This is a genomic window from Kluyvera georgiana ATCC 51603 (assembly GCF_001654985.1).
Classification (GTDB): domain Bacteria; phylum Pseudomonadota; class Gammaproteobacteria; order Enterobacterales; family Enterobacteriaceae; genus Kluyvera; species Kluyvera georgiana.
The window spans coordinates 19,802-36,858 of sequence record NZ_LXEU01000038.1 but is presented as its reverse complement, the minus strand read 5'-3'; the positions used below and the strand labels follow the sequence as shown (position 1 = coordinate 36,858).

Annotated in this window: 16 protein-coding genes; 8 read left to right on the top strand and 8 right to left on the bottom strand. The window is 55.8% G+C overall.

All coding sequences use genetic code 11. The features are described from left to right. Nucleotides 1–7 precede the first annotated feature (7 nt). On the bottom strand, nucleotides 8–1,366 hold the full coding sequence (gene mhbT, locus M989_RS08165) for a 3-hydroxybenzoate transporter MhbT (RefSeq protein ID WP_064544137.1): 1,359 nt from the start codon (nucleotides 1,364–1,366) through the stop codon (nucleotides 8–10). 170 nt (nucleotides 1,367–1,536) lie between these two features. On the opposite strand from mhbT, the gene M989_RS08160 reads away from it, so the two are divergent. The 8 genes from M989_RS08160 (at nucleotide 1,537) to M989_RS08125 (ending at nucleotide 8,803) form a co-directional block, all read left to right on the top strand. Continuing rightward, entirely contained in the window at nucleotides 1,537–2,460 is a 924-nt protein-coding gene (locus M989_RS08160) for a LysR substrate-binding domain-containing protein (protein WP_064544135.1), read from the top strand. Nucleotides 2,461–2,584: 124 nt separating this feature from the next. Beyond that, the gene (locus M989_RS08155; RefSeq protein ID WP_064544133.1) at nucleotides 2,585–2,983 is read left to right on the top strand and encodes a CidA/LrgA family protein; all 399 of its coding nucleotides are present in this window, start codon (nucleotides 2,585–2,587) and stop codon (nucleotides 2,981–2,983) included. Beyond that, nucleotides 2,983–3,678 carry a CidB/LrgB family autolysis modulator gene (locus M989_RS08150; protein WP_064544131.1) on the top strand — a complete coding sequence of 232 codons (696 nt, stop codon included), beginning with the start codon at nucleotides 2,983–2,985 and terminating at the stop codon, nucleotides 3,676–3,678. The genes M989_RS08155 and M989_RS08150 overlap by 1 nt, the downstream gene beginning before the upstream one ends. A 129-nt stretch (nucleotides 3,679–3,807) precedes the next feature. Next, a complete protein-coding gene (cdd, locus tag M989_RS08145; RefSeq protein ID WP_064544129.1) occupies nucleotides 3,808–4,692 on the top strand; it encodes a cytidine deaminase in 885 nt (294 codons plus the stop codon). Nucleotides 4,693–4,887: 195 nt separating this feature from the next. Next, nucleotides 4,888–5,607 carry an outer membrane permeability protein SanA gene (gene sanA / locus M989_RS08140; RefSeq protein WP_064544128.1) on the top strand — a complete coding sequence of 240 codons (720 nt, stop codon included), beginning with the start codon at nucleotides 4,888–4,890 and terminating at the stop codon, nucleotides 5,605–5,607. A gap of 225 nt (nucleotides 5,608–5,832) precedes the next feature. Continuing rightward, nucleotides 5,833–7,065 carry an NAD(P)-dependent oxidoreductase gene (locus tag M989_RS08135; protein ID WP_064544126.1) on the top strand — a complete coding sequence of 411 codons (1,233 nt, stop codon included), beginning with the start codon at nucleotides 5,833–5,835 and terminating at the stop codon, nucleotides 7,063–7,065. 2 nt (nucleotides 7,066–7,067) lie between these two features. Next, on the top strand, nucleotides 7,068–8,303 hold the full coding sequence (preA, locus tag M989_RS08130) for an NAD-dependent dihydropyrimidine dehydrogenase subunit PreA (protein WP_064544124.1): 1,236 nt from the start codon (nucleotides 7,068–7,070) through the stop codon (nucleotides 8,301–8,303). A gap of 47 nt (nucleotides 8,304–8,350) precedes the next feature. Next, nucleotides 8,351–8,803: a DUF1097 domain-containing protein gene (locus M989_RS08125; RefSeq protein ID WP_064544122.1), complete on the top strand. Its 453-nt coding sequence runs from the start codon at nucleotides 8,351–8,353 to the stop codon at nucleotides 8,801–8,803. A 66-nt stretch (nucleotides 8,804–8,869) separates the two neighbouring features. On the opposite strand, the gene mglC is transcribed toward M989_RS08125, so the two are convergent. From mglC to M989_RS08090, 7 genes are all read right to left on the bottom strand, one after another. Then, nucleotides 8,870–9,880 (bottom strand): galactose/methyl galactoside ABC transporter permease MglC, encoded by a 1,011-nt coding sequence (mglC, locus tag M989_RS08120; RefSeq protein WP_064544119.1) that lies wholly within the window; start codon nucleotides 9,878–9,880, stop codon nucleotides 8,870–8,872. A gap of 15 nt (nucleotides 9,881–9,895) precedes the next feature. After that, nucleotides 9,896–11,416 carry a galactose/methyl galactoside ABC transporter ATP-binding protein MglA gene (gene mglA / locus M989_RS08115; protein ID WP_064544118.1) on the bottom strand — a complete coding sequence of 507 codons (1,521 nt, stop codon included), beginning with the start codon at nucleotides 11,414–11,416 and terminating at the stop codon, nucleotides 9,896–9,898. 74 nt (nucleotides 11,417–11,490) lie between these two features. Beyond that, the gene (gene mglB, locus M989_RS08110; protein ID WP_064544116.1) at nucleotides 11,491–12,489 is read right to left on the bottom strand and encodes a galactose/glucose ABC transporter substrate-binding protein MglB; all 999 of its coding nucleotides are present in this window, start codon (nucleotides 12,487–12,489) and stop codon (nucleotides 11,491–11,493) included. Nucleotides 12,490–12,780: 291 nt separating this feature from the next. Beyond that, entirely contained in the window at nucleotides 12,781–13,803 is a 1,023-nt protein-coding gene (gene galS, locus M989_RS08105; RefSeq protein WP_064544114.1) for an HTH-type transcriptional regulator GalS, read from the bottom strand. Nucleotides 13,804–13,960: 157 nt separating this feature from the next. After that, nucleotides 13,961–15,118, bottom strand: a complete 1,158-nt coding sequence (gene yeiB, locus M989_RS08100; protein ID WP_064544112.1) for a DUF418 domain-containing protein YeiB — start codon at nucleotides 15,116–15,118, stop codon at nucleotides 13,961–13,963. 21 nt (nucleotides 15,119–15,139) lie between these two features. Beyond that, nucleotides 15,140–15,808, bottom strand: a complete 669-nt coding sequence (gene folE / locus M989_RS08095; protein WP_064544110.1) for a GTP cyclohydrolase I FolE — start codon at nucleotides 15,806–15,808, stop codon at nucleotides 15,140–15,142. Nucleotides 15,809–15,923: 115 nt separating this feature from the next. Next, entirely contained in the window at nucleotides 15,924–17,057 is a 1,134-nt protein-coding gene (locus tag M989_RS08090; protein WP_064544224.1) for a YbfB/YjiJ family MFS transporter, read from the bottom strand.

Here is a 17,057-nt window from a genome sequence, read left to right as displayed (position 1 = left end):
ATTCTCCTTAACTTTTCACCGCGCCCATGACGGGCTGCGATTCGGGTACTCGGGATGACTGGCGTACGACCAGCGTCAGCAATGTCAGCATGACGGCGCTAACGGCGGCCGGAACGGCAATCACAAAGAACAAGGTGTCGAATGAGAAATTCATCGCCATCATCATGCCGCCGGAGACCGAACCGACGATGGCACCACAGCGGCCGATGGCGTTAGACCAGCTCACGCCGGTAGCGCGGCTTTGCGTGGGGTAAAGCGTCGCGGTCAGCGCGTTAAGCCCTACCTGCGAACCGCTAATGCCGATGCCGGTGCCGAAAATCGCCAGCGCCATCAGCCACAGGCCGTTTTCACTCAGGCCGATCATCACGATGCATACCGCGCCCAGCGCATAGCTGACGGCCAGCACCCAGAACGGATTGAATTTATCCATCAGTACGCCCAGCAACAGCGCGCCCAGCGTACCGCCAACCTGGAACGCCGCCGTCACCCACGAGGCGTGTTGCAAATCGATACCGCGGTGGTTCAACAGCGTCGGCATCCAGCTCGACAGCAGGTAGATGATCAGTAGACTCATAAAGAACACCACCCACAGCATCAGCGTGATGGTGAGCTGACGCCCGGCGAACAGCTGGCTGATGCTGCCCTTTTGCGTAGCGGCGGGTTCATCCAGCCAGAACTCGGTGTTTTCGTAGCGCTCGCCGGTCATCGCGCCGATCGTCCGGCTGATTTGTGCCTGCGGACGCTGACGGCGAACCAGCCAGCGCGGCGACTCCGGCAGCGCAACCAGCAGGCCGAAGAACAGCGCCAGCGGCAGCACGCCGCCCAGCACCAGAATGCCGTGCCAGCCAATCACCGCCACCAGCTGCGCGCTGACGATGCCGCCGAGCGCCGAACCGAGGGTGAAGCCGCAGAACATCAGGGTCACCAGCGCACCGCGACGGCGGGACGGCAGATACTCTGAGGTCATGGTAATGGTGTTAGGCATCGCGCCGCCGAGGCCGAGGCCGGTTAAGAAGCGCAGAACAATTAATATTTCCAGATTGGGCGAAAACGCTGACAACAGGCTGAAGAGGCCGAACAGCGCGACGCACCATTCAATCACCCTTTTACGACCGAATTTGTCGGAAAGCGGCCCACACAGCAGCGCGCCCGCGGTTAAGCCCAGCAGACCGGCGCCAAATAGCGGGGCAAGATCGGCGGCGCTCAGTTGCCAGTGCTCACGAATGGCCGGGGCGATAAAGTCGATGGCGGCGGTATCAAACCCGTCCATCATTACCACCAGGAAACAGCAGATAATGACGAGCCACTGCATCGCGCCGATAGGGGCGGCGTCGATTAGCGCCTGAAGTTCACGTCGTTGCGTCATAGGGAGGGCCTCGGTAAATGCAGGTTATCCATTTCGCCGTTCGCGCGTCTGGCCCGAACGGCACAGGGTAAGATGTTTCTTTTTTTGCTTTTATGTTGCCATTTTGTGATAAGAGAAATGAGTTGTACAATGGCATTTCATGCTCAAACATAACCTGGAGGTTATACCTGATGGCGGACTGGACGCAGAAACTGAAGCTTCATCATTTGCACATTCTGGTGGCGCTCGGCGAGCAGGGAAATCTCACCCAGGTGGCGAAGAAAATGCACATCACTCAGCCCGCGCTGTCGAAGTGGCTGACCCAGTTTGAAGAGGAGTTAGGCCTGACGCTGTTTGAGCGACACAGTAAAGGTCTCCGTCCATCGGAGGGCGGCAAACTGCTGCTCCAGCACGCCCAGCGGCTGATAAACGATATCGAACGTTCACAGTTTGAGATGGAACGCTTTAAGCAAGGCGGGCTGGTCGGCAGCCTGAAAATTGGCTGCTCGCCGGTGGCCACCGACTGCGTTTCCCAGGCGATTTTCCCGCTGTTGGCCGAAATGCCGACGCTGCATCTGAATATTGAAGAAAAGGTGATGACGCCGCTGCTGCACGATTTACAGTCGGGGGTGGTCGATGTGGTGGTCGGGCGTATCGGCGGCCGGGCGCTGGAGCTACCGCTGAACTATGAAGTGCTGTATACCGAACCGGTCTGTTTTGTCGCGCGTACCGACCATCCGCTGGCGCGCCTTGCCAGCCTGACGTGGAACGATCTGGCCTCGTGGCGCTGGATCGTCTGGCCGAACGGCACGCCGATCCGCCAGAGTATTGATAACGCGCTGGTGGAAAACGGCGTAATGCTGCCGGAGAACACCATCGAATCGGCGTCGATGAACGTCAGCGTCAACCTGCTGCAAAGCAGCGATATGATCTCTATTCTTTCTTTACGCCTTGCCGAGCGCTACCAGCGCCAGGGGCAGCTGTCCATTCTGGCGCTGCCGCGCATTGAGCAGAAAGGCAGCGTTGGCGTATTCTGGCGTAAGAAGGATCTCCCGTCGCTGGCGCTGAGCCGTTTTCTCCACTATTTATCACACCCGGTACACATTGAGAGCTAACCTGCGGTCAGAGGGCTGATGTTCCGCTTATCTATATCAGGTATGCTCAGATTTCATGATGTGATCGGTAGCACATTTCAGGGTTTAATTGTATGATGAATGCATTCCACCAAAGGTGAATCCCATGCTCAAATCACTGAATATTATCTGGCAATACCTGCGTGCATTCGTGCTGATTTACGCCTGCCTTTATGCCGGAATTTTTGTTTCGTCGCTGCTGCCCATCACCATCCCCGGCAGCATTATCGGCATGCTTATCCTCTTCGTCCTGCTGGCGCTGCAAATTCTGCCCGCCAAATGGGTCAACCCCGGCTGCTACGTGCTTATTCGCTATATGGCGCTGCTGTTTGTGCCGATTGGCGTTGGCGTGATGCAGTACTTCACGCTCTTGAGCGCGCAGTTTGGTCCGGTGGTGGTCTCCTGTACCGTCAGTACGCTGGTGGTGCTGGTGGTCGTGAGCTGGAGCTCACACCTGGTACACGGTGAACGTAACGTCGTTGGGCAAGAAGAGGCGAAAAAATAATGCTTCATTATATTTGGTGGTCGCTGCCGCTGACCCTGGTTGTCTTTTTTGCCGCCCGTAAGCTGGGCTCGCGTTTCAAAATGCCGCTGCTCAACCCGCTGCTGGTTTCCATGGTGGTGATTATTCCGTTCCTGATGCTGACCGGCATCCCTTACGACCACTATTTCAAAGGCAGCGAAGTACTGAACGACCTTCTGCAACCGGCGGTGGTCGCCCTCGCCTACCCGCTGTACGAACAGCTGCACCAGATTCGTGCCCGCTGGAAATCCATTATCACTATCTGCTTTATCGGCAGCGCGGTGGCGATGATTACCGGTACCACCGTGGCGTTAATGATGGGCGCATCGCCGCAAATCGCCGCCTCTATTCTGCCGAAATCGGTCACCACCCCGATTGCGATGGCGGTGAGCGGCAGCATTGGCGGTATTCCCGCCATCAGCGCAGTGTGCGTGATTTATGTCGGTATTCTCGGCGCGGTGTTTGGCCACACGCTGTTGAACCTGATGCGTATCACCACTAAAGCTTCGCGCGGCCTGTCGATGGGCACCGCATCGCACGCCCTCGGCACCGCTCGCTGCGCGGAGCTGGACTACCAGGAAGGGGCGTTTAGTTCACTGGCCCTGGTCATCTGCGGGATTATTACTTCGCTGATCGCACCGTTCCTGTTCCCGATTATTCTGGCCGCGGTGGGATAAAACGAGACAAATCACACATTTTCCAATGAGATTACATACGTTGCACTAACAATGAGATATTGATCACCAATCGTGGCGTGCGCGCCCCGTACACTACGATCCCATTACATTGTTATGAGGCACAACGCCATGCATCCACGTTTTCAATCTGCTTTTACGCAACTGGCGGCAGACCTGCAGACTGCTATCGCTCCGCTGTTAGCCGATCCGCACTTCCCTGCTCTGTTAAGCGCCGGGCAGGTCTCATCGCTGCAGCAGGCGACGGGGTTGGACGAAGACGCGCTCGCTTTCGCGCTCCTGCCACTGGCCGCAGCCTGCGCCCGCGCAGACCTCTCTCACTTTAACGTTGGCGCCATTGCCCGCGGTGTCAGCGGCACCTGGTACTTCGGCGGCAACATGGAGTTTCTCGGCGCGACAATGCAACAAACGGTTCATGCCGAGCAAAGCGCCATCAGCCACGCCTGGCTACGCGGTGAAAAAGCGCTGCAGGCGATTACCGTTAACTACACGCCGTGCGGCCACTGCCGTCAGTTTATGAACGAGCTGAACAGCGGGCTGGCGCTGCGTATCAATCTGCCGGGCCGTCAGCCACACACGTTACAGGATTACCTGCCGGATGCTTTTGGCCCGAAAGATCTGGAGATCAAAACCCTGCTGATGGACGCGGAGGATCACGGTTATCCGCTTGATGGCGATGCGCTTTCACAGGCTGCGATTCGGGCCGCGAATCAGAGCCATACCCCGTACAGCCAATCGCCATCGGGCGTGGCGCTGGAACTGCGTGATGGTACTATTTTCAGCGGCAGCTATGCTGAAAACGCCGCGTTTAACCCCACGCTGCCACCGCTGCAGGGCGCGCTGAACCTGCTGAGCCTGAACGGTTATGATTACCCGGACATTCAACGGGCCATTCTTGCTGAACGCGCCGATGCCCCGCTGATTCAGTGGGATGCCACCGCCGCGACGCTGAAAGCGCTCGGCTGCCATAATATCGATCGCGTCCTGTTAGCCTAACCCGTAGGCCTGATAAGCGTAGCGCCATCGGGCCAGCTGGAGCAGATTGCCGGACGGCGGCTTTGCCTTATCCGGCCTACAAACGGCAATCCGCCTCCGTTGTCTAATTTCCCCGCAATTAAACGATGGTTTCTTGCGCTTGCCCGGCGGGTAAAGTAGCCTGATGTCTCCCTCGTCCACGGTTGAGCCAAGTTCATGTTAAAGCGTGTGTTATACAGCCTGTTAGTCCTGTGCGGCCTGCTGCTGTTGACCGTGCTGGGTCTTGACCGCTGGATGAGCTGGAAAACGGCGCCTTATATCTACGACGAGCTGCAGGATCTTCCCTATCGCCAGGTGGGTGTCGTGCTTGGCACCGCGAAGTACTACCGTACCGGCGTCATCAACCAGTATTACCGTTACCGCATCCAGGGGGCGCTGAACGCCTACAACAGCGGCAAGGTCAACTATCTGCTGCTGAGCGGCGACAACGCGCTGCAAAGCTATAACGAGCCGATGACCATGCGCCGCGATCTGATCAAAGCCGGCGTGGCGCCGGAAGATATCGTGCTGGATTACGCGGGCTTCCGTACGCTCGATTCCATCGTCCGCACGCGTAAGGTGTTCGACACCAACGATTTCATTATCATTACCCAGCGCTTCCACTGTGAGCGCGCGCTGTTTATCGCCCTGCATATGGGCATTCAGGCGCAGTGCTACGCCGTACCGTCTCCGAAAGATATGTGGAGCGTTCGCCTGCGCGAATTCGGTGCCCGCTTCGGGGCGCTGGCCGATCTTTATCTGTTCAAGCGCGAGCCGCGCTTCTTAGGCCCGTTGATTCCGATTCCTGCCCAGCAAGAAGTGCCGGAAGGCGCCCAGGGATATCCCGCCGTCACGCCAGATCAATTGCTGGAGCTACAGAAAAAGAAGGCCAACTGAGTCTTTTCTGGAAACCCGTGTTCCTGTCATTACATTAGTTAATGAATTTCTATTACTAATGGTTCCTATTTGCATCTTATCTATTCCTGCGATCCACGCTAAACCACAATAATTATCAGGTTATTTGTGAATGCTTTCACAGAACCCTCCCCCTCATCCGCTTAGCCTGCCTGAAGTTGTTTCACTTTTTTTGCCTTAATTAAACTAATCATTAAGGAAGCAATTATGTCGCAACACGAATACCAGGATGAGCTGATTCCTGCCTTTACGCCGCTATTGGCGATCAAAGAAGCCTCCCGCTGCCTGCTGTGCCACGATGCACCGTGCAGCCAGTCTTGCCCCGCGGAAACCGACCCTGGCAAGTTTATTCGCTCGGTATATTTCCGTAACTTTAAAGGTGCTGCCGAAACCATTCGAGAAAATAATGCGTTGGGCGCGGTTTGTGCACGCGTCTGCCCTACGGAAAAACTTTGCCAGCAGGGCTGTTCCCGCTCGGGCATAGATACGCCGATTGATATCGGCCGCCTGCAGCGTTTTGTCACCGACTTCGAGCAGCAAACGGCGATGCAGATTTACCAGCCGGGCCGCAAGGACAAAGGGAAAGTCGCGATCGTGGGCGCTGGCCCCGCGGGGTTACAGGCTAGCGTCACGCTCACTCATCTGGGCTATGACGTCACCCTTTTTGAAAAAGAGGCCCAACCGGGCGGCTGGTTGCGTCACGGTATTCCAGAGTTTCGCCTGCCGCAAAAGGTGCTGGATACTGAAATTGCCCGCATCATCGACATGGGCGTCACCGTGCGCTGCGGCTGCGAAGTCGGTAAAAACCCGACGCTTGCTGAACTGAAAGCCGACTACCGCGCAGTGCTGCTGACCGTCGGAATGTCCAAAGGCTCAACGCTGCCCCTGTTTAACGAGGCAAGTCCGGTCGAAATCGCCGTCGATTTCCTCCAGCGCGCCCGAATGTCAGGCGGCAACATCACCGTACCGGAAAGCGCCCTGATTATCGGCGGCGGCGACGTGGCGATGGACGTTGCCAGTACGCTGAAAATTCTCGGTTGTCCGTCCGTCACCTGCGTGGCCCGCGAAGAGCTGGCCGAATTTCCGGCAAGCGATAAAGAGTTCACGACCACCCAGGCGCTGGGCGTATCGATTATCGATGGCTTTACCCCCATCAGCGTCACGGGCAACAAGGTGACGTTCCAGCACGTTCGCCTGCCCGGCGAGCTGACGCTAACGGCAGAGCGCATTTACCTCGCCGTCGGTCAACGCGCCGAACTGGATGCCTTTGCGGACATTCAGGTCCAGCGTAACATCGTGGAAACGCACAACTACCAGACCAGTGACCCTGCGCTGTTCGCCGCGGGCGATATTGTCAAAGGAGACAAAACCGTGGTCTACGCCGTGAAGACCGGGAAAGAAGCCGCTCAGGCCATTCATCACTATTTAGAGGAGGCATGAACATGTTAACCAAAGATCTGTCGGTCACCTTCTGCGGCGTCAAATTCCCTAACCCGTTCTGCCTCTCATCTTCACCGGTGGGCAACTGCTACGACATGTGCGCCAAAGCCTATGACAGCGGCTGGGGCGGTATCGTGTTTAAAACCATTGGCTTCTTTATCGCCAACGAAGTCTCGCCGCGCTTCGATCATCTGACCAAAGAAGATACCGGATTTATCGGCTTTAAGAACATGGAGCAGATTGCCGAGCATCCGCTGGCAGAAAACCTGGCGGCGATCCGCCAGCTTAAGCAGGATTACCCCGATAAAGTGCTGATCGCCTCGATCATGGGCGAAAATGAGCAACAGTGGCAGGATCTGGCGAAGCTCGTCGAGGAAGCTGGCGCTGACATGATTGAGTGCAACTTCTCCTGCCCGCAGATGACCTCTCACGCCATGGGCAGCGACGTCGGGCAAAGCCCCGAACTGGTCGAGAAATACTGCCGGGCGGTGAAGCACGGTTCGTCTCTGCCGATGCTGGCCAAAATGACGCCGAATATTGGTGATATGTGCGAAGTGGCGCTGGCGGCCAAACGCGGCGGGGCTGATGGTATCGCGACCATCAACACCGTGAAATCCATTACCAATATTGACCTTAACCGTAAAATCGGCATGCCGGTGGTCAACGGCAAATCCAGCGTATCAGGGTATTCCGGTAAAGCCGTGAAGCCCATTGCGCTGCGCTTCATTCAGCAATTGCGCACTCATCCCGACCTGAAGGACTTCCCTATCAGCGGGATTGGCGGGATTGAAACATGGGAAGACGCCGCCGAGTTTTTACTGCTGGGCGCGGCGACGCTACAGGTGACAACGGGCATCATGCAGTACGGTTATCGTATTGTCGAAGATATGATAAGCGGCCTGTCTCACTACCTTAACGATCAGGGCTTTGATTCGCTTGATGAGATGATTGGCCTCGCGAATCACAACATCGTACCGGCTGAAGACCTCGACCGTAGCTATATCGTCTATCCGCATATTAATCAGGAAAAATGCGTCGGCTGCGGCCGCTGCTACATCTCCTGCTATGACGGCGGACATCAGGCGATGGAGTGGAATGAGGAGACGCGCGCGCCGCACTGCAATACTGAAAAATGCGTCGGCTGCCTGCTCTGCGGTCACGTCTGCCCGGTGGCCTGTATTAGCCTTGGGGAGATTACCTTCAAACCGGGCGAAAAAGCGCACGCTGTGGTGCTTTAACGTCCTTCAACACACCGGCTCGCTCTGCGGGCCGGATGGATAAAGCTATGAGCACACTTGTCGCCATCGCGCTAACGACCGGTATTTTATCCGGTATCTGGAGTTGGGTGGCCGTGACCTGGGGGTTGCTTAGCTGGGTGGGTTTTCTGGGCTGTACCGCGTATTTTGCCTGTCCACAGGGCGGGCTAAAAGGGCTGGGTATTTCGTTTTGTACGCTGGTCAGCGGCGTATTCTGGGCAGAAGTCATTATCCACGGCAGCGCGCTATCGCCAGCGCTGACGATTGTCAGCTATCTGCTGACAGGGGTTGTGGCCTTCGCTATGTGTCTTCAGGCCAAGAATGGCTGGCTTTCTTTTGTTCCCGGTACCTTTATCGGCGCCTGTTCAACCTTCGCCTGCAACGGCAACTGGCGAGTCGTGCTGCCTGCACTGCTGGTGGGGCTGGTTTTTGGCTATGCGATGAAAAACAGCGGATTGTATATTGCGGCCCGTAGCAAGTAGCGATGCCAGGCAGCACAGTAAAAAGCCCGGCATGTTGCCGGGCTTCTTTTACCAATCTTACAGCTATTATTTCTTACGCGCGTATTTCAGGGAATCCAGCGCAACCGCGAAGATAATAATCGCGCCCTTGATGATGTATTGCCAGTACGGGTTCACGCCGATATAAGTCAGACCGTAGTTGATAACCGTAAAGATGATCACACCGGTCACCACGCCGAGCACCGTACCCACACCGCCGCTGAATGAAACCCCACCCACGACGCAGGCCGCGATGGCATCCAGTTCGTACATGAAGCCGAGGTTGTTGGTCGCTGAGCCGATACGGCCTGCTTCCAGCATCCCGCCGAAGGCGTAGAACACGCCTGACAGCGCATAAATCACCAGCAGGTTCAGCGCCACGTTAACGCCAGAAACTTTCGCCGCTTCCGGGTTGCCGCCGATGGCGAAGATATTTTTACCAAAGCGGGTCTTGTTCCACAGGATCCAGACAAACCCTACGGCAATCAACGCGTAGAAAGTAATGTATGAAAGACGGAAGCTACCCAGCGCGATAAACCCTTGCGTGAAGGTCGAGAAACCGCTGTCAAAGCCGGAAATCGGCGACGCGCCCACGAAGTCGTAGTACAGGGAGTTGATACCGTAAACGATGATCATCGTACCCAGCGTGGTGATGAACGGCGTTACGTTCAGGTAAGCAATGATAATCCCGTTAATCAGGCCGATCACCGCGCCAATCGCGCAGACAATCAGGATAACCACAAAAATGGGCATGGTGGACAGTTCCGGGAACACCTTGTTGGCGTTCTCCATCGACTGTAGCAGCGTTGCCGCAATCACCGCCGCGAGGCCAACCTGGCGACCCGCCGACAGGTCGGTACCCTGGGTCACAATCAGCCCGGCTACGCCAAGGGCAATAATAATACGCACGGAAGACTGAGTCAGGATGTTGCTAAGGTTCAACAAACTTAAGAAAGTCGGGTCCTGGATAATAATAATGGCCAGCAGAACCAAAAGAACAACGTAAATACCGCCATCTTTCAGATAAGTGAGAAAGCTTTTTTTATTTAACGCACTCATGTCGAGCCCCTGAAATTAAAGGTGCAATGACGCAAGACGGAGAATTTCGTTTTGCGTTGCGGTTTTCGTTTCTACAATTCCGGCAACCAGGCCATTACTCATGACAAGGATACGGTCAGTAATACCCAGCAGCTCTGGCATTTCTGAAGAAATAATAATAATCCCTTTATCTTTCTTCGCCAGTTCAGCGATTAATTGATAAATTTCAAATTTCGCACCCACGTCGATACCACGAGTCGGCTCGTCCAGCATCAGAATTTCAGGCTGAGTTAACAGCCAGCGTCCAATAATGACCTTCTGCTGGTTACCGCCGGATAACGAACCAATTTGCGTGTGATGCCCAGGGGTTTTTACGCGCATTGAGTCAATAACCCATTGGGTATCGCTCTTCATGCGAGAATTATCCAGCAGGCCCACTTTGTTTTTATAGCTCTTGATATTCGAAATTAAGGAGTTAAACCCAATATCAAGGTAGGCATAAATACCGGTTGAGCGGCGTTCTTCGGTAACAAGCGCGAAGCCGTTATTAATGGCTTCATTGGCGGTATGGTTGTTGATTTTCTTACCGTGCAGGGTAATGGTCCCGCTCGACTTTTCACGCACGCCGAACAGCGTTTCAACGATATCGGTACGCTTGGCGCCCACCAGCCCGGCGATACCGAGGATTTCCCCTTTCCGCAGCTGGAACGACACGTCGCGAATCGATGGCTGGCGTAACGAAGTCAGATGCTGAACATCAAGGATCACTTCGCCCGGTACGTTCTGCCTGTCCGGGAAACGCTGGTTCAGCGAACGTCCCACCATCATGGCGATGATCTTGTCCATATCCAGCCCTTCCAGCGGCTGGGTGGCAATCCACTGCCCGTCGCGCAGAACGGTGATTTCATCGCACAGCTGGAAGATTTCTTCCATCTTGTGCGAGATGTAAACGATGCCGCAGCCGCGCTCTTTCAGCTTACGGATAATGGTGAACAGATGGTTCACCTCTTTCTCCGTCAGCGATGAGGTCGGTTCATCCATAATCACGATTTTCGCGTTATAGGAGAAGGCTTTCGCGATTTCAATCATCTGCATCTGCGAAACAGATAACGTGCCCACGCGCGCACGCGGGTCGATATCAATATCCAGCTCATCAAAGATGGCTTTGGTATCGCGATACATTTTGTCCTGATCGACAAACATGCCTTTGGTGGGATAACGCCCCAGCCACATGTTGTCCATCACGGAGCGTTGTAATACCAGGTTCAGTTCCTGGTGGACCATCGAAATACCGTTTTCCAGCGCCTCTTTAGCGGAATGAAAATCGATTTCCTTACCCTGGAAGAGAATGCTGCCGGAATCTTTTTGATAGATTCCAAATAGGCATTTTAATAACGTTGATTTGCCCGCACCGTTCTCACCCATTAATGCATGGATAGAATGTGGACGAACTCTCAGGTTAACATTATCGAGTGCTTTTACGCCGGGAAAAGACTTGTTGATCTGGCTCATTTCCAACAAGAATTCACCTGACGGCTCTCTATTATTGTTGTCCATATATATACCTGGCCGCGATAATTCTGAGTCAGTATTTATGGGGCGCACGAACGTGCACCCCATATATTTAAAGATTACTTACCGGTAAATTGGCTAAGGTTATCTTTATCTACGCCAACGTACGGTACGCGGACGATTTTGTTTTCAATTTTCCAGGTAGTGCCATCAGCGGCACCTTTACCTTCAGCCAGGTTTTTCGCCAGATCGAAGGTGGCTTTCGCCTGGTTGTTGGCATCGTTCAGCACGGTACCTGCCATTGCACCGGATTTCACCAGCGCCAGGGCTTCCGGCAGGGCGTCGACACCGAACACAGGGATGGAAGATTTGTTGTGCGCTTTCAGCGCTTCAACCGCACCCATCGCCATGGCGTCGTTGTTGGCGATCACGACTTCAATCTTGTTGGCGTTCGGGCCAGACAGCCACGCGTCCATTTTATCTTTAGCCTGAGCGGTATCCCACATTGCGGTATCCAGCTGCAGCTGCTGAGTTTTCAGGCCTTTGTCGTTCAGCTCTTTGATAACATAGGTGGTACGCGCTTCCGCGTCCGGGTGGCCAGGTTCGCCTTTCAGCAGGACGAACTGAATCTGGCCATCTTTGTTCAGATCCCAGTTCGGGTTTGCCGCCCAATGTTTAGCAATCAGGTCGCCCTGGATAATACCGGACTCTTTTGAATCGGTACCGACATAGAAGGCTTTGTCATAGCTATCCAGCGCTTTACGCGAAGGTTCTTTGTTGAAGAAAACGATCGGCACGTTCTGGCCGCGCGCTTTTTCAATCACCGTGCCCGCCGCTGCCGGGTCAACCAGGTTGATCGCCAGCGCTTTCACGCCTTTTGCCAACAGCACGTCAATCTGGTCGTTCTGCTTGGACTGGTCGTTCTGGGAGTCGTTCATCAGCAGCTGAACATCCGGGGCAGATTTGCCGTCTTTCTCAATCGCCTTGCGCACAACGGACATGAAGTTGTCGTCGTATTTATAGATAGTCACACCGATACGGGTATCGGCAGCGTGCGCTGCGGCACCGAAAAACATACTGGCCATCAGAGCAGACAGGGTTAACACCTTCTTATTCATGGTATCTCCGGTTTTATTATGCAGGGTAGTACGGGTGAAAATAGTCGGCGGGCATGGTTAATGGAATGTTACCACCCGACGAAATTCACTGATCAAAATTTGTTCTTCCGTGTTGAGTAACGATCCAGAGTACGATTTATTCTGTGTTTGTAGCTGGTCTACGCTATAAAAAGTGATTAATCACCGTTACATCATGTTTCAGCCTGATAAACGCTGCCACTATAGCTATCGCGATGTTAACAATCTGTGAATTTACTCACAGATTGAAAACGGTTACATAGGATTAACAATTTAGTTCGTGATGGGATGCACAAATTGCCGCAGGGCCACCGAGTGGCGGCGAACCAGGGTCGGCATAAAGCAGTGCGTAGCGTCGCCGTCGAGCTTCCCGGCTGCGCCGAGCAGCGCCAGCTCCGTGGCCTGTTTTGCCATAGAAACAATCGGATAGCGGACGGTGGTGAGTTGAGGATCGGTATAGCGCGCAATCGGGATATCGTCAAAACCAATCACCGAAACCTGCTGCGGCACCGCAATGCCGTTATCTTTGAGCGCGCTTAGCGCCCCGGCAGCCATGTTGTCGTTGTAGGCAAAAACCGCCGTCAGCCCGGCGTTGCGCCCGAGCAGTTCAACCATTGCCGCCTCGCCGCCCTGCATGTCTGGCGTCCCGGTGCCAACCCAACTGTCCGGCGCCACGATGTTCTGTTCCAGTAAGGCTCGCGCCCACCCTTCCCGGCGCATGTCGTCGTCTTCGATGTTGTGACTGGAGGCCAGGTAGCCAATACGCTGATGGCCATGATTGAGCAGCATTCGGGTACCCATCAACGCGCCACTGACGTTGTCGAGGCAAACGCAGCGGTGCGCATAGCCAGGAACGATACGATTGATCAGCACCATACCGGGCATCTGCGCCATAAATTCAGCCAATTCCCGGTCGCTTAGCGCTTTTGAATGGACGATCAGCGCGCTACACCGCTGGCGTATCAGCACTTCAATGGCGTTACGCTCTTTGCCCGCTTCGTGATAGCTGTTGCCAATCAGCACGTTTTTTTGGTACTGCTGGGCCACCGTATCAACGGCTTTCACCAGCGCACCAAAGAAAGCATCGGAGACATCCATCACGACCACGCCAATGGTATCGCTGACCTGTGTCGCCAGCGCCTGGGCGTTAGCGTTGGGCCGATAGCCTAACGCAGCAACCGCTTTCATCACCGCCTCGCGGGTATCCTGACTCACCAGCGCGCTGTTATTCAGCACCCGGGAAACGGTAGCAACGGAAACGCCAGCCTGGCGCGCGACATCACGAATGGTGACCATACTCACCGCCCGATTGAATAGTGCTGCAGTTCACGTGACACCTCCTGGGTCCATCAAGATGCGCTATTCTGGCAGCGAGCTGGCGGCAACTACGTGAGGGCGGTCACACGTCTGGAAACGGTTACATCCATTTTGTTAATGGTTGTGATCTCGATCGTTATCTAAATGTATTGCGGAATGAAACGCCAGCGGCTTTTGCCGTCAGCTGCCGCCATAGCCATTCCACCGGCCCCTGACGGAATCGGCGCAGCCACAGCATGGAAAAGAGAAGATTGACCAGCCAGACAGGAACCACGAAAGCCAGCAACGTCAGGCGATCGAATTCCATAAACAGACCGAAATGATAGAAGAGCGTGGTGCAGATGAGCGTTTGCAGCAGATAGTTAGTGAGCGCCATACGGCCCACGCAGACAACGGCTGCAGCAAGTTTAGAACGGCTGATTTGCGGCCAGTAGCCATAGGCCAGCGCCGCATAGCCCAGTGTCTGGATGGGTGCGCTCATTTCACGCGGCGCCTGGAGCAGAAAAGCGCACCAGCGGTAGTCCCAGCCAAGGTGCCACTGCGCGGCAATCGCGGGCAGGTTAATCAGCATACCGAGCGGAATGCAAACCGCCGCGCAGCGACGGTAGTGGCGCAGGCTAAACTGCCCTTTCAGCCAGCCGCAGCGCATCAGCGCCGCGCCCATCAGCATCATTCCCGCCAGCTGCCAGCCGTACTGCGCGCCCAGCGCCAGCAGGTTTGCCGACAGCATATCGGCGCGGTTCCTGAACGCCTCCAGGCCGCCGTTCAGCTTCCAGTAGTGTTCATACAGCAGACTGGAAGCATCCGGCACCCATGAACGGCTCTGGCCGCTGTCGGCAATCAACCCCAGCAGGATCAGCACGGCTACGCCGACGACATAGAGCATCACACCGGTATTAAACAACGCTTTGACTTCCCCGGCGTCACGCACCAGCCGCCAACAGATAAGCCCTACCAGCGCGTAGGCCAGCAGAATATCACCGTCCCAAAACAGCAACGCATGGATAAAACCCAGCAGCGCCAGCAGCGTTAAGCGGCTTTGGATCCAACGAGAACCGCGCGGTAGCAATAGCTGTAGCCCGGCGCCAAACAACAGCGCGAAGAGAGTCAGGAATTTGACCTGGGCAAAGAGATCGAGAATAGCCCACGTCCAGGCATCGCGCGAGGTGACCTCGCCATACCAGGCCGGGTTAAGATAGGCGGCCTTCGGCAAGCCGAAGGCGCTGATGTTCAGCAGCAGGATCCCGAGAATGGCAACGCCGCGAATAAAATCCAGCGTGACGTTTCTCTCCATGTTCCCTGCTCCGCTGATGTATTAGTTGTGGTGACGCACCGCGCGCAAGAACTCCTGGCGGGTGTTCTGGCTGGACTTGAACAGACCGCCGAGCGACGTGGTCGTGGTCGCGCTGGTGGCATCGCGAATGCCGCGCGCTTTCACGCAGTAGTGCACCGCGTCAATGGAGACCGCCACGTTGTTGGTCCCCAGCAGCGTTTGCAGCGCAGTCAGGATTTGCTGCGTTAAACGCTCCTGCACCTGTGGGCGCTGAGCGAAAAACTGCACGATACGGTTAATTTTCGATAGGCCAATCACCGAATCTTTCGGGATATAGGCGACGGTCGCTTTACCATCAATGGTCACAAAGTGGTGTTCGCAGGTACTGGTTAGCGTGATATCGCGCACGGTCACCATTTCGTCGACCTTCATTTTATTTTCAATGACGGTAATTTTCGGGAAATTAGCGTAATCCAGACCAGAGAAAATCTCGTCCACATACATTTTGGCGATGCGGCGCGGCGTTTCCATCAGACTGTCATCACTTAAATCGAGATTCAGCAACTGCATGATCTCAGTCATATGTCCGGTAATCAGGCGCTTACGGGTTTCATTATCCATTTCGCGCACCGGTGGGCGCAGCGGGGTTTCCAGACCACGGGCGACCAGCGCTTCGTGTACCAGGACCGCTTCTTTACTCAGTGATGACATTATTATTTCTCCTGCAGGTGTGCACTTTGCTTTTGTCGGTGCAAAGTTTGCACTCATTGTGCGTGAGGCGACGCACAGAATCCAGTATTCGTCGCGATAATTATTGCAATCGTTCTTACCTTTCAGGCTGCGGACGCCAGACCAGCGCGCCACCGATCAGCAGCGCAACCGCAGCAATCCCCAGCGCGGGCTCCAGTCGCTGGGTCAGCCAGGTCGAGAGCGCCGAAGTCATTGGCCCTATCAGTTGCCCGACGGCATAGCCGGTGGTCAGCAGCCCGGCCATATAGCGGGCGTGATTTGGCGCCAGCTCGCGGCCATAAAGCAGAGAGAGTTGTACCGCAGCGAGGAATCCGCCGCCAACCAGCAGCGCGCCGACAACCAGCCCGCTCATCCCCGGCAGCAGCCAGGCGGCCAGCACGCCGACGCCCTGCAGCCACAATACTATCGCCAACCGCTGGTGCGTGTGACCCAGGCCACGCGTAGCAATACTCAGCGCAATCCCTGTTGCCCCCGCGAGGCCAAAGACCGGCCAGATAAACTGAGCAAACAGGCTGTCCGGGAAACGCTGGCTCGCCATTTGCGATAAAAAGGTGGCGGGCAGAATATAACCAAAGCCCGCCAGGCTGTAGCTCCACACCAGCCGCTTCAGGTTGCGGGTTAAGGTTAATGGCTCCGGCTTTTCACCGCTACGGTGCAGTTCGCCAGGCCGCGGCAACCAGCGGCCAATCAACGCCACCAGCAGCAGCGCCAGCACGCCGTACAGCTGCCAGCCCGCCGCCGCGCTCAGCGCCTGCGCATGAATAAATACGCCCAGCAGGCCGCTTATCGCGATCCCCGCCCCCGGCCCGGCAAACACCGCCGCACTGAGCCCCGGCCTGGCATAGTGCGCCAGCCGTTCATTCACCCATGCCGCCGTCAGCACCATCGACCAGCCGCTCATGCAGCCGATAACAAAACGTAGCGCACCGTGCAGCCAGGCGTTATCCGCCAACGCGGATAGAAAGGTCAGCGCCACCGCACCGATGATGCCAAGATACAGTCGGGCCTCAACGCCGCGATGGGTACGCATGGCATCCCAGGCTCCCACCAGATAACCCAGATAGTTAAGCGCCGCCACCAGCCCGGCGCTGGTCAGCGTCAGCTCACCTTCCGCGATCATCAGCGGCACCTGAGGCGTAAAAGCAAAGCGGCCAATCCCCATCGTGGCCACCAGCACCAGAAAGCCGCTGAGCGCAATTCGTACCGGCAT